Below are 23,854 nucleotides of genomic sequence, written 5' to 3'. Positions count from 1 at the left end.
CTGTGGAAAACTCCGTCACCCTTCCGGGTGAACGTCACCCTCCTGAGGGAACGTCATCCACTCGGCAGTTCGAGATCGCTCTTGTTCAGCTCCTCGATGTTCACGTCCTTGAACGTGAGGACCCGGACCTGCTTCACGAACCGCGCCGGCCGGTACATGTCCCACACCCAGGCGTCCGCCATGGACACCTCGAAGAACACCTCACCCTGGACCGAGTGCACCTGCATCTCGTAGTCGTTGGTCAGGTAGAAGCGCCGCTCGGTCTCGATCACGTATTTGAACAGACCGACGACATCGCGGTACTCCCGGTAGAGCTTCAGCTCCATCTCGGTCTCGTACTTCTCGAGGTCCTCGGCGCTCATGGCATGTTCCCCTTCAGCCGTGCGATCCCACCATTGTGCGCCAGTCCCGCGTGCCCCTAGACGATTTCCGGGTCAAGGATCACGGGCCTGGCCGGGGGACCTTCGTCGAGCAGCGTGCGCAGCAGCCCGGCGAGTCTGGTCGGATACACCGTCTCATGTGCCCGGGAAAGTTCCGGACACGTCCACCAGCGCGCTCCGGCGACACTGCACCGCTCCAGCTCGGTCAGCCCCGCGGCTTCGACCGCCGTACGGTCCGTTCGAGCCAGGAAGTACCACTCGTCCTGGTCCCAGCGACGGCCCGCGAACGGGAAGGAGCACATCCGCCGCCACAGCACCGGGCCCAGTTCGACCTCGGTGATGCCCGTCTCCTCGGCGAGTTCCCGCAGGGCGGCCTCCTCACGGGTCTCCTCGCCCTCCACGCCGCCGCCGGGGGTGAACCACCAGTCGTCGGCCGGATCGTCCGGCTCGTGCCCGTGCAGCAGCAGGATGCGGTCCCGCGGGTCGAGCAGCACGACCCGGGCTACCTTGCGCAGCCCGCCCTCGTAGGTGTCCTGGCCCGCCCCCACGGCCTCAGCGGACACCGGCGGGCTCCGCGCTCGCCCGCCGGGCCCGGGACGCGCCCGTACGCTTGGCGACGGGACCGTAGGCACCCCCGCCCAGCACGAGCACGGCACCGGGGATCACCAGGGCGATGATCGTCCGCAGCGGTCCGGGCGAGGACAGGGTGCCGAGCGGCTCGAAGCCGGTGGGGCGCTCCAGCATGCCCTTCATGGGCCAGACCACGGAGTCGACGCGGGCGTCCACGGCGGAGCGGGCCACCGTGCCGCTGGCGGCGTCGGTGAGGTGGGCGGTGGAGTCGACGGAGTTGCCCCGCTCGTCACCGAGCAGGAAGAGACGGCCCTTGGGGACGGTCACGGTCGGGAAGTTGCTCATCTCGGCCGGTGTGCCCTTGGGCAGGTACGTCTCGTCGATCTCCTTGCCGTTGACCTTGAGCTTGCCGTCCTGGCAGCAGGCGACCGTGTCGCCGCCGACGGCGACGACGCGCTTGACCATCGGGGCGTTGGCCCAGGTCGCGTCCTTGAAGACGACGACGTCACCGCGGCGCACCTCGCCGCCGTCGACGCGCTGCGCCAGGATCCGGTCGCCCGCGTCGATCGTCGGGGTCATCGAACTGGTGGGCACCGTGTACGGCCGGTAGACCACCGCCCCCCAGGCGAAACCCCCGAGGAACAGCACGAGGCCCAGTGCGACGGCCAGCCCGGACAACCGCTGTCCGGTCCGGCTGCCCACCGGGCCCGGGCCTGTGGCACCGCCGCGCGGGGCCGTGTGCGTCATGCTCTCGCCACCCATGGGTCCGCACCCTACCCGGGGGTACCGACCGGGGTCAGCCCACCGTCGGGATCACTGCTTCCTGCGGCGCCACAGCACCACCGGCACCACACCCAGCAGCGCCGCCCCCTGCGGCGCCACCGCCGGACCGGCCGCGGCCGGCTGGGCGTTCAGACCGGCCTGGTCGAAGGTGTCCGGCTCCGGCAGGTTGTCCCAGCGGTTGATCGGCCAGGCGATGACGACGGCCCGGCCGACGACGTCCTTCACCGGGACCATGCCCTGGTGCTCGTCCGACTGGTTGTAGCGGGAGTCCCGGGAGTTCTGCCGGTGGTCGCCCATGACCCAGATGTACCCCTTGGGAACCTTTACCTTGAATTGACCGCCCTGGTCGTCGACGCTGCACGGAGTGTTGCCCGCGTAGACGTACGACCGCTCGTCCAGCGCCTTGCCGTTGACCTTCAGCGGGCCCGTGCCCTTGCACTCGACCGTGTCGCCGCCGACGCCGACGACGCGCTTGATGAGGTCCTTCTCCTCCGCGGACGGCATGAGGCCGATCCAGCTGAGGAACGTCTGCAAGGCGTTCGGATCCGCCGTCGGCTCGCCCGCCAGCCAGTTGTCCGGGTCGTGGAAGACGACGACCTCGCCGCGCTCGGGCTCGGAGCCGAACCAGGGGGTCAGCTTGTCGACCAGGACGCGGTCGCCCTGCTGAAGGGTGTTCTGCATCGAGTCGGAGGGGATGGAGAACGCCTGCACCAGGAACGTCTTGATCAGCAGCGCGAGCACCAGCGCGATGCCGATCAGAATGGGCAGCTCCTTCCAGAAGGAGCGTTGCTTCTTCGGCGTCCTGGCCGGGCCCCCCGGCCCCTCGCCCTCGGCTGTGCTGTACTCGCTTGTCACCCTGTCGCCCTCGGCTGCTCCGGAGTCATTCCCGGAGGTCACGGCGCTGTCCGCGGCCGGGACGGCGGATTGCGCGGGGCGTCCGCGGTGCTCCTCGCCGTCGTGTCCGGACCGTGCGCCAACCGCCACATCCCCCACGCCAACTCCTCACTCTGTGCCGCTGCCTGCCCCGCACACGACGCAGGCCCACCACTCCCATAACGAGCGGGAGTTCCGCAGGGGTCGGGAGCTGGATCGTTCCGTTCGAATCGTCGGAGGCAACCCTATGCGACAGTTCGGCAGCAGCGGTCGACCCTGGGGCCGAGTCGGACACGGAGGCGTATGTGTTCGGTTCCTCCAGGGTGGTCCAGTGCCCGAACGGCCAGGCGATAACCATGGCCCGGCCGACGACCTCCTCCTCGGAGACCGTGCCGCCGTAGTCGGTGTCCTGGTGGGCGCGGGAGTCCGCGGAGTTGTTCCGGTGGTCGCCCATCACCCACAGCCGGCCCGGAGGGACGGTGATGTCGAACGGCGTGTCGGACGGGGCGGCGCCGGGGTACAGGTAGTCCTCGTTCAGCGGGATGCCGTTGACGGTCACGCGCCCCTGGGTGTCGCAGCACTTGACGCGGTCTCCGCCGACGCCCACGACCCGCTTGATGAGGTCCTTCTCGTCGTCGGACGGCAGCAGGCCGATGAAGGTGAGCCCTTCCTTGACCTGCTTGACGACGATGGGGTCGTCCTTCGGAAGGGTGGTCTGCTCGTCCTGGAGCCAGCCGCCGGGGTCCTTGAAGACGACGACGTCCCCGCGCTGCGGCTTGGAGCCGAACCACGGGGTGAGCTTGTCGACCAGGACGCGGTCGCCGATCTGGATCGTCTGCTCCATGGAGCCGGACGGGATGACGAAGGCCTGGACGAGGAACGTCTTCAGCACGAGCGCGATGAGGACGGCGACGCCGACGAGGAGGGGGATCTCCTTGACGGCACCGCGCCTGCGGCGCCGCTTGACCTTCTTCTGGAGCTTGCGCCGCTCGGCGCGCGTACGGCCGCCGGACGGGCCGGAGGCGCGCCGGGCGCCGGTCGGCAGCAGGTTGTCGGCGGGGCTGGCGGGGGCGCCGCGCGGCTTGCCGCGGTTACCCATGGGCGCCCGCCCTTCCGGCGGCGGCAGCGGGCACACGCGCGTAGGCGTCGGGGCGGTGCAGCCGGGTGGCGTGGCCGAAGGGCCAGACGATCCAGTCGGCGCGGCCGATCACCTCACCGACCGGGACCATGCCGCCGCCGGGCGAGCCGAGGTGGTCACGGGAGTCGCTGGAGTCGCCGCGGTGGTCGCCTAGGAGGAACAGGGTGGCGCCGGGCACGACGACGTCGAAGGGCACGGTGGAGGGGCTGTCGCCGGGATACAGGAAGCCCGACTCGTCGACCGGCCGGCCGTTCACCTGGATCCTCCCCTCCCTGTCGCAGCAGACGACGTGGTCTCCCCCCACGCCGACAACGCGTTTGATGTAGTCCGCGTGCCCGAAGTACCCGGTCCCGTCGAACACGACGATGTCTCCCCGCCGCGGCTCGGCTCCGAAACGGTACGCCAACTTATTTACGAGAACCCGGTCCCCGATCCTCAATCCCTGTTCCATGGATCCGCTGGGGATCTGGAACGGCCGCAGCACGAACGTGCTGAGCACCAGCAGGAAGAGCAGGCAGGCCAGCAGCGTCAGAGTGATCCGGCCTCCCGGGACCCACTCGGTGACACGCGACAACGCGAAACGCGACCGGTCCTCCGGCCCTCCGGGATCCGAGGTGTCCTCGGAGTCGGAAGGGCGGGAGGAGCGGTCGCGCTCCGTCTGCTGAGCTTCGGTGTCCATCGGAGCCAGATGCTATCCGGCCCCGATGTGAACTCCGGAGAGCGCTCAGTTCTCGCGCTTCTCCTTGATCTTCGCGGCCTTGCCGCGCAGCTCGCGCAGGTAGTACAGCTTGGCGCGGCGGACGTCGCCCTTGGTGACGAGCTCGATCTTCTCCACGATCGGGGTGTGCACCGGGAAGGTGCGCTCGACGCCGACGGAGAAGGAGACCTTGCGGACCGTGAAGGTCTCGCGGACGCCGGCACCCTGGCGGCGGATCACCACACCCTTGAACTGCTGCACACGGGAGCGGTTGCCCTCGATGACGCGGACGTGCACGTTGACCGTGTCGCCCGGGCGGAAGGCGGGGACGTCGCTGCGCAGCGACGCGGAGTCGACGGTGTCGAGCAGGTGAGACATTTCGTCTGCTTTCCTCGCTGATGCCACAGGTCATCAACGGAAACTAGGTGTTCTGGATCAGGGTCGTGCGGGTCGGAGCGGGCGTCGTCTCCCCCTGTGGCAGGGGCGCGCGCCGGACGGACGCACAACAGCTGGCTATTCTTCCACGCCCTCGGTCCTGCGCCAAAATCGGCCGTACGGCTCCCCCGCGGGGTCGGGCGCCCAGCCCAGGATGGACAGCATCTCCCGGTCCTTCTTGTCGAAGGCCTTGGGGTCGCACCGCTCGATGAGGTCGGGCCGGTGGGCCGTCGTGCGCTTCAGGGCCTCATCCCGCCGCCAGCGGGCGATCTTCCCGTGATGGCCGCTGAGCAGCACGTCGGGGATGTCCCGGCCGCGCCACTCGGGCGGCTTGGTGTAGACGGGCCCCTCCAGCAGGCTCGCCATGGCGCCGGGCGCGAAGGAGTCGTCCCGGTGGGACTCGGCGTTGCCCAGGACGCCGGGCAGCAGCCGCGCCACGGCTTCCGTGACGACGAGGACGGCCGCCTCGCCGCCGGCCAGGACGTAGTCGCCGATGGACACCTCGTACACCGGCATCCGCGTCGCGTACTCCTCGACGACGCGCCGGTCGATGCCCTCGTAGCGGGCCGGCGTGAAGATCAGCCAGGGGCGCTCGGACAGGTGGACGGCGAGCTCCTGGGTGAAGGGGCGGCCGCTGGGCGTGGGCACGATGAGGGCGGGCGTGTGGGAGCCGGTCTCGTAGCCGTCGGCCAGGACGGAGTCCAGCGCCTCTCCCCAGGGCTCGGTCTTCATGACCATGCCGGGGCCGCCGCCGTAGGGCGTGTCGTCGACGGTGTTGTGGCGGTCGTAGGTCCACGAACGCAGATCGTGGACGTGCACGTTCAGCTGTCCACGCGCGCGTGCCTTGCCGACGAGGGAGACGTTCAGCGGTTCCAGGTACTCGGGGAAGATCGTGACGACGTCGAGGCGCATTACGACTCTTCCCGGCGGGCGGTCTCGTCCCCGTCGGCGGTCTCTTCCCGGCTGGACGCGATCTCCGCTCGGTCGTCGATCAGGCCCGGCGGCGGGGTGATGACGGCCTTCTGCTCCTCCAGGTCGATCTCGGCGACGATCTCCTCGACGAAGGGGATCATCACCTCGCTGCCGTCGGGGCGCTCCACGATGAACAGGTCCTGGGTGGGCAGGTGCGAGATCTCCGTGATCCGGCCGACCTCCGTGCCGTCCGCGGTGACCACGTCGAGGTCGATCAGCTGGTGGTCGTAGTACTCGTCGTCGCCCTCGGGCAGTTCCTCCGGGTCGATCTCGGCGATCAGGAGGGTGTTGCGCAGCGCCTCGGCGCCGGTGCGGTCGCTGACGCCCTCGAAGCGCAGCAGGAGCCGGCCGCTGTGGACGCGGCCCGTCTCGATGGTGAGGGGTCCCGCGGCGGCGGGATCGGTGGCGAGGACGGCGCCGGGGGCGAGCCTGAGCTCAGGCTCGTCCGTCCGTACCTCGACGGTGACCTCGCCCTTGATGCCATGGGCGCGGCCGATCCGTGCGACTACCAACTGCACGTGTCCAGTCTCCTGTCATACGACTGCGGGCCGGGGACGGCCCTCAGGCCATCCCCGGCCCGAGCCGGTTGCATTGAAGCGTCAGCGGACGTGGTCCACGTCGACGAGGTCGACGCGGACACCGCGACCGCCGATAGCGCCCACGACGGTACGCAGGGCGCGTGCGGTGCGGCCGTTGCGGCCGATCACCTTGCCGAGGTCGTCCGGGTGGACCCGGACCTCGAGCACTCGCCCGCGGCGCAGGTTGCGCGAGGCGACCTGCACATCGTCAGGGTTGTCGACGATGCCCTTCACGAGGTGCTCGAGAGCCTCCTCGAGCATGCTCAGGCCTCGGTCGAAGCGGACTCAGCGGCGGCCTCGTCCTTCTTCTCAGCCTTCTTCTTCTGGGTGATCGCCTCACCCTTGCCCTCGTCGTCGCCGCCGATGGCCTCGAACGACGGGCGCGCGGCCTTCTCGGGCTGCGTCAGCAGCGGAGCCGGGGCGGGCTCGCCCTTGAACTTCTGCCAGTCGCCGGTCTTCTTGAGGATGGCCATCACGGGCTCGGTCGGCTGGGCGCCGACACCGAGCCAGTACGCCACACGCTCGGCGTCGACCTCGATCACCGACGGGTTGTACGTCGGGTGGTACTTGCCGATCTCCTCGATCGCACGACCGTCACGACGGGTACGGGAGTCGGCGACGACGATGCGGTAGTGAGGCGAACGGATCTTGCCCAGACGCTTCAGCTTGATCTTGACTGCCACGGGAGTGGGTTCTCCTGGTTTTGACGTGGTTGGGCACGGCGAGAGAAGCCGCGTGGGGTTGCGGTACCCGAGTGCCCGATGGACGCGTCAGCCGGAGGCGAGAGGGTTCCTGTGCGGCTGTCGAGTACAGCTAGCCATTGTGCCACACCCTGCCGGGCGGCTTTGACCGCGGGGTTCGCCACCGTGCGGGCAGGGTGAGGGGGCACCCGGCGTGGAGTTGAAGTACGTCGGGTGCCCTGCCCGGCAGTGGCGGGTGCTGTCCCGACCGGCAGCCACGAGATGCCGGTGGTGGACGTCAGCCGGCCACCGCTCCCACCACGTCCGGGATGCGGAACGGCTTGCCGCAGCCGCCGCAGACGATGGGCGCCTGGGCGAGGACCGACGGCACGACGCGTACGTTGCGGCCGCAGTCGCAGACCGCCTTGACGCGGACGCCGCCGCCGGAGGAGCCGTGCCGGGCGGCCGGGCCACGGAAGGTGCGGGAGGTGTCGGAGGAGGTCGCGGCCGTGTGGGCCTTGAGGGCGCGCTGGAGGCGCTCCATGGTCGGGCGGTAGCGGCGCTTCGCCTCGGGGGTGAGCGTGACCAGGGAGAAGCCGCTGCTGGGGTGCGGTTCCTCGGGGTGGTCCAGGCCCAGCTCCTCGGCGATCGCGAGGAATCTGCGGTTGTGGTAGCGGCCGGCACGGGAGGTGTCGCGGACGCCGCGGGAGGCGGCGATGCCATGGACTGCCTCATGGAGCAGTCGCTCGAAGGAGAGCTCGTGCCCGCACGCGGACGACGACTCCCCGATCAGGGACTCTGGCGCGGCAAGGTCGGGCAGCTCGGGGTGGTACCGCTGAATGTCGGCCCACGCCTGTGCCAGCTCTGCGGCGAGAACAGGTGGTGTCTGTGTCGTGCTCACGTAATGACAACGAGCCGGGGTGCCCCAGTGTTCCGATTCCGGGGCATCCCAAATAATTTGCACGTACCCGTCAGTTGCCTCTGATGCGTCCCGACGAGGGCGGGTGCGCTGATCTGTGGAGAAGCCTCACAGCTCACCACAAGGTGGTGCGTAGTCCCGCGTACGCCCCGGCGCGTAGAGCATGTGCGCGCGCCGGGGGAACAGTGGTCCGCGGTTACGCAAGAGGCGTTTCGGTCGCCTTGCGCCCCACTCGGTGAGCGCGTGCGGCTCACTCAGTAAGCGCGCGCGACGATCGCGACGTTACCGGGTGCGTCGTCGGCGTCCGGCACCGACCCGTCCTCGGCGACCAGACACCGTACGGTCACCGCGTGGTCGGCCAGCTTCGCCTCGCCCTCCTCGCCGAGCACCGCCCACGGGATGCGCGCCCAGCCGCCGGCGCCCGTGACCTCGACCGCCTCGTCGATCGTCGAGACCTCGCTCGTACGGGACTCGCGGCGCTCCCGGGACTGCTTGAGCAACAGCGCCTGGTCTTCCTCGAGGACCTGCGGCAGCAGCGACACCAGGGCGTCCAGGGAGACCGGCTCCTTGCCCCCCGGGATACGGCGGGCCAGCATCGCGGTGCCGTTCTCCAGGTCGCGCGGGCCGATCTCGATCCGGACCGGCACGCCCTTGAGCTCCCAGTCGACGGCGCGGCGGCCGAAGGGGGTGTCGGTGCGGTCGTCGACGTGGACGCGGATCCCGGCCGCCTTCAGCCGGTCGCCGACCTCGCGGACCTTGGCCAGAACCGCCTCGTCGCCCTTGATCGCGAGCACCACGGCCTGGGTCTGTGCCAGCCGCGGCGGGACGCGCAGGCCGTTGTCGTCGCCGTGCATCATCACCAGGGCGCCGATCATGCGGGTGGTGGAGCCCCAGGAGGTCTGCCAGACCAGCTCCTGCTTGCCGTCCTTGGACAGGTACTGCGTGCTGAAGGCCTTGGCGAAGTTCTGGCCCAGTTCGTGGCTGGTGGCCATCTGGAGGGCCTTGCCGTCGCCCATCATGCCTTCGAGCGTGAGGGTGTTGACGGCGCCGGCGAACCGCTCCTTGACGGTCTTGCGGCCGGGGACGACGTCCATCGCGAGGACGTTCACCATGAAGTCCTCGTAGACCTTCCGGTGGATGTGCGCGGCGAAGTCGCGCGCCTCCTCGTACGTGGCGTGCGCGGTGTGGCCCTCCTGCCAGAGGAACTCGGTGGTGCGCAGGAACAGGCGGGGCCGCAGCTCCCAGCGCACGACGTTCGCCCACTGGTTGATGAGCAGCGGCAGGTCGCGGTAGCTCTGCACCCACTTCGAGAAGTAGTCGTTGATGATCATCTCGGAGGTGGGCCGGACCACGGCGGGCTCTTCGAGTTCCTTGCCGCCGCCGTGCGTGACCACGGCCAGCTCGGGTGCGAAGCCCTCGACGTGGTCCGCCTCGCGCGTGAGGTACGACTGCGGGATCAGGAGCGGGAAGTACGCGTTCTGGGTTCCCGTCTCCTTGATGCGGGCGTCCATCTCGGCCTGCATCCGCTCCCACAGCCCGTATCCGTACGGTCGGATGACCATGGTGCCGCGCACCGGACCGTTGTCGGCGAGCTCCGCCTTGGTGATCAAGTCCTGGTACCAGCGCGGGAAATCGTCCGCCTGGGGGGTGAGAACGGGTGTCTTGGCCATAGCGAGATCGTACGGGCCCACGTTGCCGGAATGTGAAATCTCGCCATAGGCACATGACAACTCATATGCCGGGCCGCATTCCACTGGACGACAGGTCGAGGGGGGAGTTTCCTGGCATACGGGGGTAGTGCGAGCGCACTGTCACGGGGGCCATGGAATCGGGCAAGAGGCAACTCTCGGCGGATTGGGGCGCTTACTTATGACACCTACGCTCGTGCGGCAGCACCTGCCTCACGCGGGGTCCGCACCCCGCGTGGACCTGCGTGCACGCGCGCGTGACTGGTCCGAAATCCAGGAGCGGATGCTCGTACCGCTCTACGAGGCCGTCTACGAGCGACTGGACGTGGGTCCTGCGACGCGGCTGCTCGGCCTCGGCTGCGGTTCCGGACTCGCCCTGCTGATGGCCGCCGCGCGGGGAGCGACGGTCACCGGTGTCGACGCTTCCCCCGAAAGAATGGCCCTCGCACGGGAGCGACTGCTGCCCGAGGGCGGGGCCACGCACGCGCGTGCGGGCAACCGGCTGGTCGACGGCTCACCCCGGGACACGGCCGAGCCGGGCACCAAGGCGTACACCCTGGTGACCGCCTTCGAGCCGATCGGGTGCCTGGCGGGCGACTCGGAGGGGCTGGGCGGGCTGCTCGCGGAGGCGACGCCGCTGGCGGGGCGCGGAGCGGCCGTGGTGCTGGTCGGCTGGGGTCCGCCGGAGCGGTGCGCCACGACGTCCGTGCTGCGGGTCGCCACCAAGCTGGCGGAGCCGCTGCGCAGCACGGGCAGCTGGCGCCCGGCCCTCCGTGACGACCTGGAGGACGTCGCCCAGCGGGCCGGTCTCAGGCCGGACGGGTCGGGGCGGGTGGCGTGCCCCTTCGGATACGCCGATGTGGACAGCGCGGTACGCGGGCTCAAGTCGACGGGGCTGTTCGACGCGGCGATCACGGCGACGGACCAGGTGCAGGTGGACAAGGAGCTGACCGAGGCGCTGCATCCGCACCAGCGGCCGGACGGAACGGTGTGGATGCCGAACGTGTTCCGGTATCTGATCGCCCGGACACCCTGACCACTGAGGGCGCCCTCTTACGAGAAGGGGCGCCCTCGGCGTCGTGCGGTACGGGCCGTCAGCCCATGAACTTCTTGAACTCGTCCGGGAGTTCGAAGTCCTTGCCGCCCTGCTGCGGCAGCCCGAAGGCGCCTCCGCCCTCGGCGGCGGCCGCGCGCCGGGCGGCGGCCTCCTGCTCCTGCTGCTTGCGCTTCATCGGGTTGCCAGAGCGCTGCTTGCCCTTGGCCTGCTTCTGCTTCTTCTTCGCCCGGCCGGGACCGCCGCCCATGCCCGGCATCCCGGGCATCCCCGGCATACCGCCGCCCTGGGCCATGCGGGACATCATCTTGCGGGCCTCGAAGAACCGCTCGACCAGGTTCTTCACCGCGCTGACCTCGACACCGGAACCCCGTGCGATACGGGCGCGGCGCGAGCCGTTGATGATCGTCGGCTCCTGGCGCTCGGCCGGGGTCATCGACTTGATGATGGCGGCCGTGCGGTCGACGTCCCGCTCGTCCAGGTTGTTGATCTGGTCCTTCATCTGGCCCATGCCCGGGAGCATGCCGAGCAGCTTGGAGATGGAGCCCATCTTCCTGACCTGCTCCATCTGGGCCAGGAAGTCGTCGAGGGTGAAGTCCTGGCCCTTCTTGGAGGCCAGCTTCTCGGCCATCTTCTGGGCTTCGGCCTGGTCGAAGGTCTTCTCCGCCTGCTCGATCAGGGTGAGCAGGTCACCCATGTCGAGGATGCGGGAGGCCATCCGGTCCGGGTGGAAGGCGTCGAAGTCGTCGAGCTTCTCGCCGTTCGACGCGAACATGATCGGCTTGCCGGTGATCTGCCGGATCGACAGGGCCGCACCACCGCGGGCGTCACCGTCGAGCTTGGAGAGCACCACGCCGTCGAAGCCGACGCCGTCGCGGAAGGCCTCGGCGGTGTTGACGGCGTCCTGACCGATCATCGCGTCGACGACGAACAGGATCTCGTCGGGGCTGACCGCGTCCCGGATGTCCGCGGCCTGCTGCATCATCTCCTGGTCGATGCCCAGGCGGCCGGCGGTGTCCACGATCACGATGTCGTGGACCTTGGACTTGGCGAACTCGATGGAGTCCTTGGCGACCTTGACCGGGTCACCGACGCCGTTGCCCGGCTCCGGCGCGTAGACGCTGACGCCCGCGCGCTCGGCGACGACACTGAGCTGGTTCACGGCGTTCGGGCGCTGGAGGTCACAGGCGACCAGCAGCGGCGAGTGGCCCTGCTCCTTCAGCCAGCGGCCGAGCTTGCCCGCGAGGGTGGTCTTACCGGCACCCTGCAGACCCGCCAGCATGATCACGGTGGGCGGCTGCTTGGCGAAGCGCAGACGCCGGGTCTCGCCGCCGAGGATGGTGACCAGTTCGTCGTTGACGATCTTGAGCACCTGCTGGGCGGGGTTCAGCGCCCGCGAGACCTCGGCGCCGAGCGCGCGCTCCTTGACGTTCTTGATGAACGTACGGACGACCGGCAGCGCCACATCCGCCTCGAGGAGCGCGATCCGGATCTCGCGCGCCGTGGCGTCGATGTCCGCCTCGGAGAGCCGTCCCTTGCCGCGCAGGTTCTTGAAGGTCGCTGAGAGGCGATCGGAAAGAGTATCGAACACGGCGCTCGCGGTCCTCGGGGTCGGAGACAGACTGGGGAATCGCCCTCCAGGGTATCCCGGCGTGACAAGTCGCCGGGTCGCCCTCACCCACGCAGTGTCTCCTCCAGCTTCCGCGCCACCGACTCGGCCTCGTCGCCGGGCAGCGGCGCGCCCTGCGGACCGGTCACGTAGAAGGCGTCGACGGCGTTGGCGCCGAGCGTCGAGACGTGCGCGCTGCGCACCAGCACGCCGGCGTCCTCCAAGGCGCGGCCGATGCGGAACAGCAGGCCCGGGGCGTCCTGGGAACGCACCTCGATGACGGTGGCCAGCCGGGAGGCGGCCGGGTGGACCGACACCCGGGGCGGCGGGGCCACCACGCCCCGGCGGCGCGGATAGGCCGCGTCCCGTTCGGCGAGGCGGCCGGCGATGTCCAGGGAGCCGTCCAGCGCCCGCACGAGGTCGGCGCGCAGGCGGGCGGCCTGCGGCAGGGAGCCGTACTCGGCGGCGACCCGCCAGTCCAGCAGCAGGACGGAGCCGTCGACGCCGTCCGGCAGGGTCAGGGACCGCAGTTCCGCCGTGCGCACGGTCAGCCGGTGCATGGCGAGGACACCGGCCACCGCGGGCAGCACACCCGGCTGGTCGGGGACGGCGATGAGCAGTTCCACACCGAGCGGCTCGGGGTCGCCGGAGGGTTCCTGTCCGGCGGGCGGTTCGGTCTGGGCCCGCAGGGAGAGGACCGGGCTGCCCGTCGCGACCGCCTCGATGGCGAGCCGCTCCTGCTCGGCGGTCGGCGCGGCGTCATCGGGGTCGTCCGGGACGTCCCCGGCGAGTACCGCGGAGACCCGCTCGACCAGGTCGGCGACGAGCGAACCGCGCCAGGACGACCAGGCGGCCGGACCGGTGGCCAGGGCGTCGGCCTCGGTGAGCGCGTGCAGCAGTTCCAGGGTGCTCTGGGAGCCGACGGCCTCGGCGACCGAGCGCACGGTGGCCGGGTCCTCCAGGTCGCGCCGGGTGGCCGTCTCGACGAGCAGCAGGTGGTGCCGGACGAGGGTGGCGACGACCGTCACGTCGTGGCGGTCGAACCCGATGCGGGCGGCCACGTCCTTGGCGATGATCTCGCCGGCCACCGAGTGGTCGCCGGGCCAGCCCTTGCCGATGTCGTGCAGCAGCGCGGCGACCAGCAGCAGGTCGGGGCGGCTGACCCGGCGGGTGAACTCGGAGGCGCGCACGGCGGTCTCGATGAGATGCCGGTCGACGGTCCACAGGTGCACGGCGTTGCGCTGCGGGCGGCAGCGCACCCGCTCCCAGTCGGGCAGCAGCCGGGTGATCAGCCCCTCGGCCTCCAGCGCCTCCCAGACCTCGATGGTCGGGCGGCCGGAGCCGAGCAGGGTGACGAGCTGCTCGCGGGCCTCGGCGGGCCAGGGCGTGGGCACCGGGCGCACGGTGGCCGCCATGCGCCGTACGGCGTGCAGGGAGAGCGGGAGTCCGGCCTGGGCGGCGGCGGCCGCGGCGCGCAGCGGCAGCACGGGGTCGCGCTCGGGGCGTGCGGCGCGGGCGAGCACCACCTCGCCGTCCTGCTCCACCACACCTTCGGCCAGCGGAGACCGCTCGGCTGTCGGCTTTCCGCCGCCCAGCATGGCGCGCAGCCGGGGCCGCACGGCGCGGGACCGCAGTACGCGCCCCACCTCGCGCCAAGTGACGTCACTGGCGTACGAGATGAGCCGCGCCGCCTCGTACACCTGCCGCAGCAGCGTGTCCGCGTCGAGCAGGCCGAGCTCGGCGGCCACCTGGTCCTGCTCCTGGAGGGCCAGCCGGTCGGTGGCCCGCCCGGTGACCAGATGCAGGGCGTCCCGTACGTCGAGGAGCCGGCGCCGGGCGTCGGTGAGCCCCTCGCGCGGGGCGTCGGCCAGCCAGGACGCGGCGACGGCGCGCAGCGCGGTGGCGTCGCGCAGCCCGCCGCGGGCCTCCTTCAGGTCGGGTTCCAGGAGGTACTGCAGCTCGCCCTGGCGCTCGGCGCGCTCGGCGCACAGTTCCTGGAGTTCAGGGAGGCGCTTGGGCGCCTGGTTGCGCCAGTCGGCCAGCACGGCCGTACGCAGCCCGGCCGTGAGGCCGAGGTCGCCGGCGATGTGCCGGGCGTCCAGCAGGCCGAGCTGGACCTTGAGGTCCTCCCCCGCGGTCTTGCGGGCCTCGGCGGGCGTGCGGACGGAGTGGTCGAGGGCCAGGCCCAGGTCCCACACCGGGTACCAGAGCCGGTCGGCGAGGGCGGCGACCGCCTTGGCGTCGCTGCCGTCGTGCAGCAGGAGCAGGTCGAGGTCGCTGCGCGGGGAGAGCTCGCCGCGTCCGTAGCCGCCGACGGCGACCAGGGAGGCCCCGCGCAGCCCTTCCGCGCCCGCGGCGAACAGGCCGGTGAGCCAGTCGTCCGTCAGGTCGGCCAGGGCCGCACGGCGCGGCGGCCCGGACCGCGCCTCCTCGGTGAGGAGACGCAGCCGGGCCGCCGCGTAGCCGCTGGGTCCCGAGTCCTCTGCTTCCTTCTGCACGTCCGTACCCGTCACCCAGCGACTCCTGTTCTGTTTGCCTGCCTCAGAGCGCGTCGGGGCCGCGCTCGCCCGTCCGGACCCGTACGGCCGTGTCGACCGGGATGGACCAGACCTTGCCGTCACCGATCTTGCCGGTTCGGGCCGCCTTGACCACGACATCGATCAGCTGCTCGGCGTCGTCGTCCTCGACCAGGACCTCGATGCGGATCTTGGGGACCAGGTCGACCGTGTACTCGGCACCGCGGTAGACCTCGGTGTGGCCCCTCTGACGACCGTAGCCGCTGGCCTCGGTGACCGTCAGGCCGTGCACTCCGAAGCTCTGGAGGGCTTCCTTGATCTCGTCGAGCCGGTGCGGCTTCACGACGGCGGTGATGAGCTTCATGCGTCCACCTTCTTGCTCTCGGCTCCGGCCACGGCGGCCGCGACGGCGGCGGTCTTGGCGGCACCGCCACCGGCGCCGCTGAAGTCGTATGCGGTCTCGGCGTGCTCGGCCTGGTCGATGCCGGCGATCTCGTCGTCCTCGGGGACCCGCATACCGATGGTCTTGTCGAGGATGAAGGCGAGGATCGCGGAGACGATCAGCGAGTAGGCGAGCACCGCGAAGACACCGGCGCACTGCTTCCAGAACTGGGTCAGGCCGCCGCCGTAGAAGAGGCCCTCGACGTCGGACTGGCCGTGGCCGCTGGCGAAGAAGCCGATCAGCAGGGAGCCGACGACACCGCCGACCAGGTGGACGCCGACGACGTCGAGCGAGTCGTCGTAGCCGAACTTGTACTTCAGGCCGACGGCCATGGCGCACAGCACACCGGCGATGACGCCGACGGCGATCGCGCCGAGCGGGCTGACGGCACCGCCGGACGGGGTGATGGCGACCAGACCGGCGACCGCGCCGGAGGCGGCGCCCAGCGTGGTGAACGCGCCGTGGCGGATCTTCTCGTAGGCGAGCCAGGCCAGCATGGCGGCGGCGGTGGCGACCTGCGTGTTGACGAACATCAGCGCGCCGACGCCGTCGTCGTTGCCGAGCCACGAGCCGGCGTTGAAGCCGAACCAGCCGAACCACAGCAGACCGGAACCGAGCATGACCAGCGGCAGGCTGTGCGGACGCATCGGGTCCCGCTTGAAGCCGAGGCGCTTGCCGATGACCAGGATCACGCCGAGCGCGGCGGCACCGGCGTTGATGTGGACCGCCGTACCACCGGCGAAGTCGATGACGCCCAGCTCGAAGGCCCAGCCGCCGGCGCCCCAGACCCAGTGCGCGACCGGGAAGTAGACGACCGTGGCCCACAGGGTGATGAACAGCGCCCACGCGCTGAACTTCACGCGGTCGGCGAGGGCGCCGCTGATCAGGGCGGGCGTGATGATCGCGAACATCAGCTGGAAGACCATGAACACGAAGATCGGGATGGTGTAGCCGTCCCACAGCTGGGTCAGGCCGATGTTGCTGAGGCCGAGCCAGTCGGAGTTCCAGCCGATGAGGCTGCCGGAGTCGGTGCCGAACGCCATGGAGAAGCCGTACAGCACCCACAGGATGGTGACGATCCCGAGGCTGATGAAGCTCATCATCAGCATGTTCAGGGTGCTCTTGACGCGGACCATGCCTCCGTAGAAGAAGGCCAGGCCCGGAGTCATGAGCATCACCAGGGCGGAACAGATGAGCATGAACCCTGTGTTGGCGGCAGACAGCTTGGGTGCTTCTGCGGCAAGGGTGATGGCTGGTGCCATCGGCGTCTCCTCGTCATTGGTACGGCCCCGTGCGGGCGAAGCCTCGAGCGGAATGAGGGGTGGGCCGGTTATGCGCCACGAGATTGGCGTAGCGCGGTTTCGGTGGAAGCCCCTCGTTGTTTCGCCGCCGTGACGAAGGCGCTCTGTGTGTTACGCCTCGATGAACTGCCGGATCGCGGGCGCGTCGATCGTTATCGTGGCGCAATCTTCCGCGAGGAAGCAGGTCCGGCCGCGGTCGGCCTTCCGATGACCTGGCATGGGGGAGCCGAGTCGGGCAGTTCGGGAGGGCCGGCCGCGGCCGGGGTTCAGGGGTGGGACCGGTTTTCGGAGGATCGCAGCTCAGACCGCCTCGGCCGTCTCGGGCAGCTCGACTGCGAGCCGCTCGGTGAGGTCGACGACCTCGCCTAGGTCACCGAAGTCGCGTGCGGCCGTGTCGACCGTCTTTCGAATACGAGTGTTGACCCGCTCGGAGCGGACCTTCTTGGCGACCTGCATGGCCTGGGAGGCGTAGACCGTGCACTGCTCGGGCTCGCGCTGGAGGAGGTTCACCGTGGCCATGCCGATCAGGTTCAGCGCGTACGACCGCTGGTGCTCGTCGTCCTCGGCGAAGAGGTCCACGGCCCGCTTCATCAAGGGCTCGGCCAGCGAGGCGTACGTCGGGCTGCGGCCGGCGACATAGGCCAGGTCGCGGTACGAGTGCGAGTTCTCGCCGTACAACTCGGCCTCGGAGAAGAAGCGGATCCAGTCGGGGTCCGGCTCGTCCCACTCGTCGGCCTCGGCGAAGGTGTCCTCGGCCATCCGGACCGCCCGCTTGCACTTGCCGGGCTGGCCCATGTTGGCGTAGGCGCGGGCCTCCATCGCATACAGCATGGACTGGGTGCGCGGGCTCGCGCAGTCCCGGCTGCCGTACTGCGCGAGGTGGATCAGCTCCAGCGCGTCGTCGGGCCGGCCGAGGTGGATCATCTGCCGGCTCATGCTGGACAGCACATACGAACCGAGCGGCCGGTCACCGGCCTCCTTCGCGGCGTGCAGCGCGAGGACGAAGTACTTCTGGGCGGTCGGCTGGAGCCCGATGTCGTACGACATCCAGCCGGCCAGCTCGGCGAGCTCGGCGGCGACCTTGAACAGGCGCCGGGTGGTGGCCTCGGGCTGGGACTCCTGGAGCAGGTCCGTCACCTCGTGGAGCTGGCCGACGACCGCCTTGCGGCGCAGACCGCCGCCGCACTGGGCGTCCCACTGCCGGAACATCACGGTCGTGGACTCCAGGAGGTCCAGCTCCGGCTTGGAGAGCCGGCCGCGGGCCCGCCCGGAGGCGCCCGCCGCGGGCTCCGGCTCCGACCGCGGGGCCGGGGGCGAGGGGACGAGCCAACGCTGCATGGGCTCGATGAGGGCCGGGCCCGCAGACAGGACCAGCGAGCTCCCGAGGAAGCCGCGCCGCGCCAGCATCAGGTCGCTGCGCGAGAACTCGCTGAGCAGGGCCACGGTCTGCGGGCCCGTCCACGGCAGGTCGACGCCGGTCGCGGAGGGTGACTGGCGTGCCGTGCGCAGCCCCAGGTCCTCGACGGAGACGACGACGCCGAAGCGCTCCGAGAACAGCTCGGAGAGGATCCTGGGGATCGGCTCGCGCGGGTTCTCGCCGTCGAGCCAGCGGCGCACCCGCGAGGTGTCCGTGGAGATGTGGTTGGCGCCCAGCTGGCGGGCCCGGCGGTTGACCTGGCGGGCGAGCTCGCCCTTGGACCAGCCGCTGCGCACGAACCAGGAGGTGAGCAGCTCGTTCGGGCGCTTGTCAGCGTGTGCAGCGTTCGTCCCGCTTCCGCCGTTGCCGCTCACTGAACGCCCCCATCCCTGAGACCACTTGTCGCCGAGTGCGCCAAGCCCTATCAGCATGCCGGTTCGTACGGCCGTCCGTCCGGTCCTTGTCACCCTTCGAACGGAATACCGACTTGCCTCCGGCATACCCACGAGTGCATGTGCCCCCAGGACTCGTGCACACAAAGTAATCCTACGATCACCCGTCCAGCCACGGCTCACACGGAAACGCCACCATTCGCCACCCCATCGAATGAACCCAGGTCCACGCCACCACGATTCACTTGACACAGGACGACCAGGAGCGGGTGCAGCGACGCACTCAGGGGCGCGTGTCGCCGGGCACACCACCCTGGGCACTTCCGTGCGCGGCGTGAACCGGTCGCCGCCGGGAAGGCGGAAACAGAGAGTCACGCATTGCGTCCGCAGCGTAACTACCGGTGCGTCGGACCCGTTGGAGGGGGCATGGGCTTCACGATCGGCATCAGCCGCGGCATGCGCGACATCCGGACCGGCTCCCGCCGCCGCAGCCGCACGTCGGACGGCACGGCCGTGGCCGAGTACACCGGCCTGTGGGGCTGGGACGTGGTGCCCGGCGCCCGAGCCGCGGCGGGTGCCTGCTCCTGCGGCCGCCGTGACTGCCCGGCGCCCGGCGCGCATCCGCTGGACTTCGCGCCGGTGATCCCCGCCGGGGCGACGCTGGACGACGTGACGGAGACCTGGGGCGAGTTCCCCGGCTCCTCGGTGATGCTGCCGGTCGGCCGGGCCTTCGACGTCATCGAGGTGGCCGAGCCCGCCGGCTGCCGCGCCCTCGCCCGGCTGGAACGCATGGGCCTGCCCGTCGGCCCGGTGGCGGCGACGCCGGACGGCCGCGCCCACTTCTTCGTCGCCCCCGGCGCCGCGGCCGACCTGCCCGGCCTGCTCTACCGCATGGGCTGGGACGACCCCGCCGCCCTCGACCTGCGCGGCCTCGGCCCCGGCGCGCACATCACGGCACCGCCCTCCGACCGCGGCGGCCTCGGCCCGGTGCGCTGGCTGCGCTCCCCCGCCCTGGACTCGGCGTCCCGGCCACCGGAGGCCCGCCTGGTGCTGGGCACGCTGGCGTACGTGGCACATCGCTCACGGGCTTAGCCGCCGTACGGACAACACGGCGAAGCGCCCGACCCGACGGTGTATCGGGGCGGGCGCTTCGTCGCCGCATACGAAAGGCCGGCTGCGGCCGCTGGGCAGGTGCCGCAGCTCACTCTCCGATAAGGGCGTCAACGAACGCCTCCGGCTCGAACGGCGCCAGGTCGTCCGCGCCCTCGCCGAGCCCGACCAGCTTGACCGGAACGCCCAGCTCCCGCTGGACCGCGACCACGATGCCGCCCTTGGCCGTGCCGTCCAGCTTGGTGAGGACGATGCCGGTGATGTCGACGACCTCGGCGAAGACCCGGGCCTGGACCAGGCCGTTCTGACCGGTGGTGGCGTCGAGCACGAGCAGCACCTCGTCCACCGGGGCCTGCTTCTCCACGACCCGCTTGACCTTGCCGAGCTCGTCCATGAGGCCGGTCTTGGTGTGCAGACGGCCGGCGGTGTCGATGAGCACGACGTTCGCGCCGATCTCCTTGCCCTCCTTGACCGCGTCGAAGGCGACGGAGGCCGGGTCGCCGCCCTCCGGTCCGCGCACGGTGTGGGCGCCGACGCGCTCGCCCCAGGTCTGGAGCTGGTCGGCGGCGGCGGCCCGGAAGGTGTCGGCGGCGCCGAGCACGACGGTCTGGCCGTCGGCCACCAGGACCCGGGCGAGCTTGCCGGTGGTGGTGGTCTTGCCGGTGCCGTTGACGCCGACGACCATCACGATGCCCGGCTTGCGGTCCTCCGGCTCTGTCTTGACCGCGCGGTCCATGTCCGGGCCGACCAGCGTGATCAGTTCCTCGCGCAGCAGGGTGCGCAGTTCGTCGGTGGTGCGGGTGCCGAGCACCTTCACGCGCTCGCGCAGGCGCTCGACCAGTTCCTGGGTGGGCTGCACGCCGACGTCGGCGGTGAGCAGCGTGTCCTCGATCTCCTCCCAGGTGTCCTCGTCGAGGTGCTCGCGCGACAGCAGGGTCAGCAGGCCCTTGCCGAGAGCGTTCTGCGAGCGGGAGAGCCGGGCCCGCAGCCGGACCAGACGGCCCGCGGTGGGCTCCGGGATCTCGATCTCGGGAGCCTCGGCGGGCGGCTCCTCGACGACGACCGGAGCCGAGCCGTCCGGGAGATCCACCTCCTCTATCGTGCGCCGCGGTTCCTCCCGCGGCGTCTCGGCCTCGTCGCCGACGTGCGGCTCGGCCGGTGGGGCGGTGATGTCGGGCGCTGCGGGCGGGGGCGGGGGCAGCTGCTTCTTGCGCCGGCTGCCGACGATGAGCCCGCCGAGCGCGCCGAGCACGACCACGGCGATGACTACAGCAAGGATGACGATTTCCATAACGGCTCCAGTATCAGTCATGGGGCCCCGGGTCACGCGGCTTGTGCCGCCCTCCCGGCACCAGGGCCGCCGGATCTCCACACCCCTGGATGTCTGACGCCCCGTCAGCTAACGTCCTCCGGACACCCGCCCGGCGAAGGGGGACGTCCCATGCCCGTCTCGGTCGTACGCTTCAACCTCGTCGCTCCCGGGGCCGCCCCCGCCGAGCTCGGCGCCCGCTACCGGGCGGCCCTGGAGATGGCGTCGTACGCCGACGACCGGGGCGTGACCACCGTGCAGACCGAGGAGCACCACGGGGCCGGCAACAACTGGCTGCCGTCGCCGTTCGCCTTCGCGGGGGCCGTCTTCGGCGCGACCCGGCGTGTCGCGGTCACGGTCTCGGCGGTCATCGGCCCGCTGCACGACCCGCTGCGGCTCGCCGAGGAGATCGCCGTGCTGGACCTGCTGAGCGGCGGCCGGCTGGTGACGGTCGCCGGGATCGGGTACCGGCCCGAGGAGTACGAGCTGTTCGGGGTGGACTTCGCCCGGCGCGGGCCGCTCCAGGACGAGCTGCTGGAGACGCTGCTGAAGGCGTGGACGGGCGAGCCCTTCCCCTTCCGGGGCCGCACGGTCCGCGTCACCCCGCGTCCGTTCACCGAACCGCACCCCCTGCTCCTGGTCGGCGGCTCCTCCAGGGCAGCCGCCCGCCGGGCCGCCCGGCTCGGCCTGCCGTTCTTCCCCAGCGCGCATCTGCCGGAGCTGGAGGCGTACTACAAGGAGCGGCTCGTCGAGTACGGAACGGAGGGCTGGGTGATGATGCCCGCCGCCGAGACACCGCTGCTGCATGTGGCCGAGGATCCGGACCGGGCCTGGGCTCAGTACGGGGAGCACTTCCTGCACGAGGCGCGGACGTACGCCTCCTGGCAGTCGGGCGGGGTGCGGTCCGCGGTGAAGTCGGCCGCGGCGACGGTGCAGGAGCTGCGCGCCGAGGGCGTGTACCGGATCCTCACGCCGGACGCGTGCGTGGCGCTGGGTCTGGACTCCTACGTGCTGCATCCGCTGGCGGGCGGGATGCCGGTGGACGAGGGGTGGCGGAGCCTGCACCTGTTCTGCGAGCAGGTGCTGCCTTCGCTGGCGGGCTGACGCCGCCGATATCCGCTCCCGGAGGGGTGCTGCGACTCAGCCGGCTTCGAGGCCCGGCGCCGGACGGGGCGGGATTCTCAGGCGGTGCGCTCGCCAGCCGCCCGGCACCTTCCGTCCTGCCGAGGACAGCCTGTTCGCCGAGGCCGGCGAGGTGCCCGGGTTCCTGAGGGGGCGGCACTGCTGCGGGCGCCCTCGATCCGATCGCCGCCGGCCCCGCGGGATCGCGGAGCGCCGGTACCAGCTCGAGTCTCGGCTGCGGAACATCGAGGCGACCGCGCTGCGCGCCCTGGAGAGCGGTGCCGGCGTCCTGATCTGGTGAACGACGGACCGCCGCCCCGGCTCGGGCAGTGGCCGAACCGGGGCGGCGGCGGGTTACGGGGAGAGGGGCAGCGGGGACTTTGGCCCTTCTCCCCGAGTGTGCGGGACGGGCTCAGCCCATCTCCTCCAGGGCCTTGCCCTTGGTCTCCTTGACGAACTTCAGGACGAACGGGATGGAGAGCGCGGCGAACACCGTGTAGATCACGTAGGTCGCGGAGAGGTTCCAGTCGGCCAGCGACGGGAAGCTCGCGGTGATCGCCCAGTTGGCGATCCACTGCGCGGCCGCGGCCACGCCCAGGGCGGCGGCACGGAGCTTGTTGGGGAACATCTCGCCGAGGAAGACCCAGACGACCACACCCCAGGACAGGGCGAAGAAGAGGACGAAGATGTGCGCGGCGATCAGGGCGATCCAGCCCTGCGTGGCGGGCAGCTTGCCGTCGACCAGGTGGTACGAGAACGCCCAGGCCTCCAGCGCCAGGCCGACGACCATGCCGACCGAGCCGATGATCGCGAGCGGCCGGCGGCCGATGCGGTCGACGAAGATCATCGCGATGACGGTGCCGACGATGTTGATGATCGACGTGGTGAAGGAGTAGAAGAACGAGTCCGTCGGGTCGACGCCGACCGACTGCCACAGCGTCGAGGAGTAGTAGAACGCGACGTTGATGCCGACGAACTGCTGGAAGACCGACAGGCCGATGCCGACCCAGACGATCGGCTTGAAGAGGAAGCCGCCGCCGAGCAGGTCCTTGAAGCTGGACTTGTGCTCGCTCTTCATGGCGTGCTCGATCTCAGTGACACGGGCGTCCAGGTCGACGTCCTTGCCCTCGACCTCGGTGAGGATCTCCCGGGCGCGCTCGTGCTTGCCGACGGAGACCAGGAAGCGCGGGGACTCCGGGATGACGAAGGAGAGCAGCCCGTAGAGGACGGCCGGGACGACCATGACGCCGAGCATGACCTGCCAGGCCTCCAGGCCCATCAGCTTGCCGCGCTGGTCGCCGTCGGCGGCGTTCAGCACACCCCAGTTGACCAGCTGCGACACGGCGATGCCGATGACGATCGCGGCCTGCTGGAAGGAGCCGAGCCGGCCGCGGTAGGCGGGCGGGGCCACCTCGGCGATGTAGGCCGGGCCGATCACCGAGGCCATGCCGATGGCGAAGCCGCCGACGACGCGCCAGAAGGCGAGGTCGTACAGGGCGAAGGGCAGGGCCGAGCCGACGGCGCTGATCGTGAAGAGGACCGCGGCGATCTGCATGCAGCGGATGCGGCCGATGCGGTCGGCTATGCGGCCGGCGGTCGCGGCGCCGATGGCGCAGCCGATGAGGGCGATGGCGATGACCTGGGCGAGGGCTGCGGAGCCGACGTCGTAGCGGTCCCGGATGGCCTCGACGGCGCCGTTGATCACGGAACTGTCGTAGCCGAAGAGGAAACCGCCCATCGCGGCCGCCGCCGCGATGAAGATGACATGCCCGAGATGCTCGGGATGAGCCGCCCTGGCTCCGGACTTGGGTGCCTGCGCTGTGCTGGTCACGTGTACTCCTCGGGCCACCGGCAACGCTGCCGGAGCGA

At 70.7% G+C, this 23,854-nt stretch carries 23 protein-coding genes; 3 read left to right on the top strand and 20 right to left on the bottom strand.

From position 1 onward, the window contains the following. Positions 1–53: 53 nt before the first annotated feature. The 13 genes from CCL05_RS09465 to proS form a co-directional block, all read right to left on the bottom strand. Positions 54–362, bottom strand: coding sequence for a DUF2469 domain-containing protein (locus tag CCL05_RS09465; RefSeq protein ID WP_003993268.1), 309 nt, complete (start codon positions 360–362; stop codon positions 54–56). A gap of 56 nt (positions 363–418) precedes the next feature. Further along, positions 419–943, bottom strand: a complete 525-nt coding sequence (locus CCL05_RS09460; protein ID WP_086560058.1) for an NUDIX hydrolase — start codon at positions 941–943, stop codon at positions 419–421. Then, on the bottom strand, positions 933–1,712 hold the full coding sequence (gene lepB / locus CCL05_RS09455; RefSeq protein ID WP_086560057.1) for a signal peptidase I: 780 nt from the start codon (positions 1,710–1,712) through the stop codon (positions 933–935). The genes CCL05_RS09460 and lepB (CCL05_RS09455) overlap by 11 nt, the downstream gene beginning before the upstream one ends. A gap of 51 nt (positions 1,713–1,763) precedes the next feature. Continuing rightward, complete coding sequence (lepB, locus tag CCL05_RS09450) at positions 1,764–2,726, bottom strand: signal peptidase I (protein ID WP_086560056.1); 963 nt, start codon at positions 2,724–2,726, stop codon at positions 1,764–1,766. Continuing rightward, a complete protein-coding gene (lepB, locus tag CCL05_RS09445; RefSeq protein WP_086560055.1) occupies positions 2,614–3,705 on the bottom strand; it encodes a signal peptidase I in 1,092 nt (363 codons plus the stop codon). Before lepB (CCL05_RS09445) ends, lepB (CCL05_RS09450) begins: the two co-directional genes overlap by 113 nt. Then, complete coding sequence (lepB, locus tag CCL05_RS09440; protein ID WP_086560054.1) at positions 3,698–4,423, bottom strand: signal peptidase I; 726 nt, start codon at positions 4,421–4,423, stop codon at positions 3,698–3,700. The genes lepB (CCL05_RS09445) and lepB (CCL05_RS09440) overlap by 8 nt, the downstream gene beginning before the upstream one ends. Positions 4,424–4,468: 45 nt before the next feature. Further along, on the bottom strand, positions 4,469–4,819 hold the full coding sequence (gene rplS / locus CCL05_RS09435) for a 50S ribosomal protein L19 (protein ID WP_010044485.1): 351 nt from the start codon (positions 4,817–4,819) through the stop codon (positions 4,469–4,471). A 135-nt stretch (positions 4,820–4,954) separates the two neighbouring features. Next, on the bottom strand, positions 4,955–5,788 hold the full coding sequence (gene trmD, locus CCL05_RS09430) for a tRNA (guanosine(37)-N1)-methyltransferase TrmD (RefSeq protein ID WP_086560053.1): 834 nt from the start codon (positions 5,786–5,788) through the stop codon (positions 4,955–4,957). After that, complete coding sequence (rimM, locus tag CCL05_RS09425; protein ID WP_086560052.1) at positions 5,788–6,366, bottom strand: ribosome maturation factor RimM; 579 nt, start codon at positions 6,364–6,366, stop codon at positions 5,788–5,790. Before rimM ends, trmD begins: the two co-directional genes overlap by 1 nt. A gap of 81 nt (positions 6,367–6,447) precedes the next feature. After that, complete coding sequence (locus CCL05_RS09420) at positions 6,448–6,687, bottom strand: RNA-binding protein (protein WP_003973401.1); 240 nt, start codon at positions 6,685–6,687, stop codon at positions 6,448–6,450. Between the two features lie 2 nt (positions 6,688–6,689). Continuing rightward, positions 6,690–7,109 (bottom strand): 30S ribosomal protein S16, encoded by a 420-nt coding sequence (gene rpsP, locus CCL05_RS09415; protein WP_010044494.1) that lies wholly within the window; start codon positions 7,107–7,109, stop codon positions 6,690–6,692. 295 nt (positions 7,110–7,404) lie between these two features. Continuing rightward, complete coding sequence (locus CCL05_RS09410; RefSeq protein WP_086560051.1) at positions 7,405–8,007, bottom strand: hypothetical protein; 603 nt, start codon at positions 8,005–8,007, stop codon at positions 7,405–7,407. 272 nt (positions 8,008–8,279) lie between these two features. Then, positions 8,280–9,695 carry a proline--tRNA ligase gene (gene proS, locus CCL05_RS09405; RefSeq protein ID WP_086560050.1) on the bottom strand — a complete coding sequence of 472 codons (1,416 nt, stop codon included), beginning with the start codon at positions 9,693–9,695 and terminating at the stop codon, positions 8,280–8,282. 199 nt (positions 9,696–9,894) lie between these two features. On the opposite strand from proS, the gene CCL05_RS09400 reads away from it, so the two are divergent. Then, positions 9,895–10,749, top strand: a complete 855-nt coding sequence (locus tag CCL05_RS09400; RefSeq protein WP_086560049.1) for a methyltransferase domain-containing protein — start codon at positions 9,895–9,897, stop codon at positions 10,747–10,749. Between the two features lie 58 nt (positions 10,750–10,807). Here the strand turns inward: CCL05_RS09400 and ffh are convergent, their stop codons facing one another. The 5 genes from ffh to nsdA form a co-directional block, all read right to left on the bottom strand. Beyond that, positions 10,808–12,358 carry a signal recognition particle protein gene (ffh, locus tag CCL05_RS09395; protein WP_086560048.1) on the bottom strand — a complete coding sequence of 517 codons (1,551 nt, stop codon included), beginning with the start codon at positions 12,356–12,358 and terminating at the stop codon, positions 10,808–10,810. A gap of 83 nt (positions 12,359–12,441) precedes the next feature. Further along, positions 12,442–14,889, bottom strand: a complete 2,448-nt coding sequence (locus CCL05_RS09390; protein ID WP_086560047.1) for a [protein-PII] uridylyltransferase — start codon at positions 14,887–14,889, stop codon at positions 12,442–12,444. A 28-nt stretch (positions 14,890–14,917) separates the two neighbouring features. Continuing rightward, positions 14,918–15,256 carry a P-II family nitrogen regulator gene (locus tag CCL05_RS09385; protein WP_086560046.1) on the bottom strand — a complete coding sequence of 113 codons (339 nt, stop codon included), beginning with the start codon at positions 15,254–15,256 and terminating at the stop codon, positions 14,918–14,920. Further along, complete coding sequence (locus CCL05_RS09380; protein ID WP_086560045.1) at positions 15,253–16,596, bottom strand: ammonium transporter; 1,344 nt, start codon at positions 16,594–16,596, stop codon at positions 15,253–15,255. Before CCL05_RS09380 ends, CCL05_RS09385 begins: the two co-directional genes overlap by 4 nt. Before the next feature lie 339 nt (positions 16,597–16,935). Continuing rightward, complete coding sequence (gene nsdA, locus CCL05_RS09375) at positions 16,936–18,426, bottom strand: transcriptional repressor NsdA (RefSeq protein ID WP_086560044.1); 1,491 nt, start codon at positions 18,424–18,426, stop codon at positions 16,936–16,938. Positions 18,427–18,870: 444 nt separating this feature from the next. Here nsdA and CCL05_RS09370 point away from each other — a divergent pair, with 444 nt between their 5' ends. Further along, the gene (locus tag CCL05_RS09370) at positions 18,871–19,536 is read left to right on the top strand and encodes a bifunctional DNA primase/polymerase (RefSeq protein ID WP_086560043.1); all 666 of its coding nucleotides are present in this window, start codon (positions 18,871–18,873) and stop codon (positions 19,534–19,536) included. Positions 19,537–19,645: 109 nt separating this feature from the next. On the opposite strand, the gene ftsY is transcribed toward CCL05_RS09370, so the two are convergent. Beyond that, on the bottom strand, positions 19,646–20,845 hold the full coding sequence (ftsY, locus tag CCL05_RS09365) for a signal recognition particle-docking protein FtsY (protein ID WP_086560042.1): 1,200 nt from the start codon (positions 20,843–20,845) through the stop codon (positions 19,646–19,648). A gap of 150 nt (positions 20,846–20,995) precedes the next feature. On the opposite strand from ftsY, the gene CCL05_RS09360 reads away from it, so the two are divergent. Continuing rightward, entirely contained in the window at positions 20,996–21,967 is a 972-nt protein-coding gene (locus tag CCL05_RS09360) for an LLM class flavin-dependent oxidoreductase (protein ID WP_086560041.1), read from the top strand. Between the two features lie 430 nt (positions 21,968–22,397). Here the strand turns inward: CCL05_RS09360 and CCL05_RS09355 are convergent, their stop codons facing one another. Further along, entirely contained in the window at positions 22,398–23,816 is a 1,419-nt protein-coding gene (locus CCL05_RS09355; protein WP_086560040.1) for a sugar porter family MFS transporter, read from the bottom strand. Between the last annotated feature and the right edge of the window lie 38 nt (positions 23,817–23,854).

This window comes from Streptomyces africanus, assembly GCF_002150735.1.
In the GTDB taxonomy this organism is placed as follows: domain Bacteria; phylum Actinomycetota; class Actinomycetes; order Streptomycetales; family Streptomycetaceae; genus Streptomyces; species Streptomyces africanus.
Note: the sequence above shows the minus strand (reverse complement) of the source record. Positions and strands in the feature narration are given on the sequence as shown.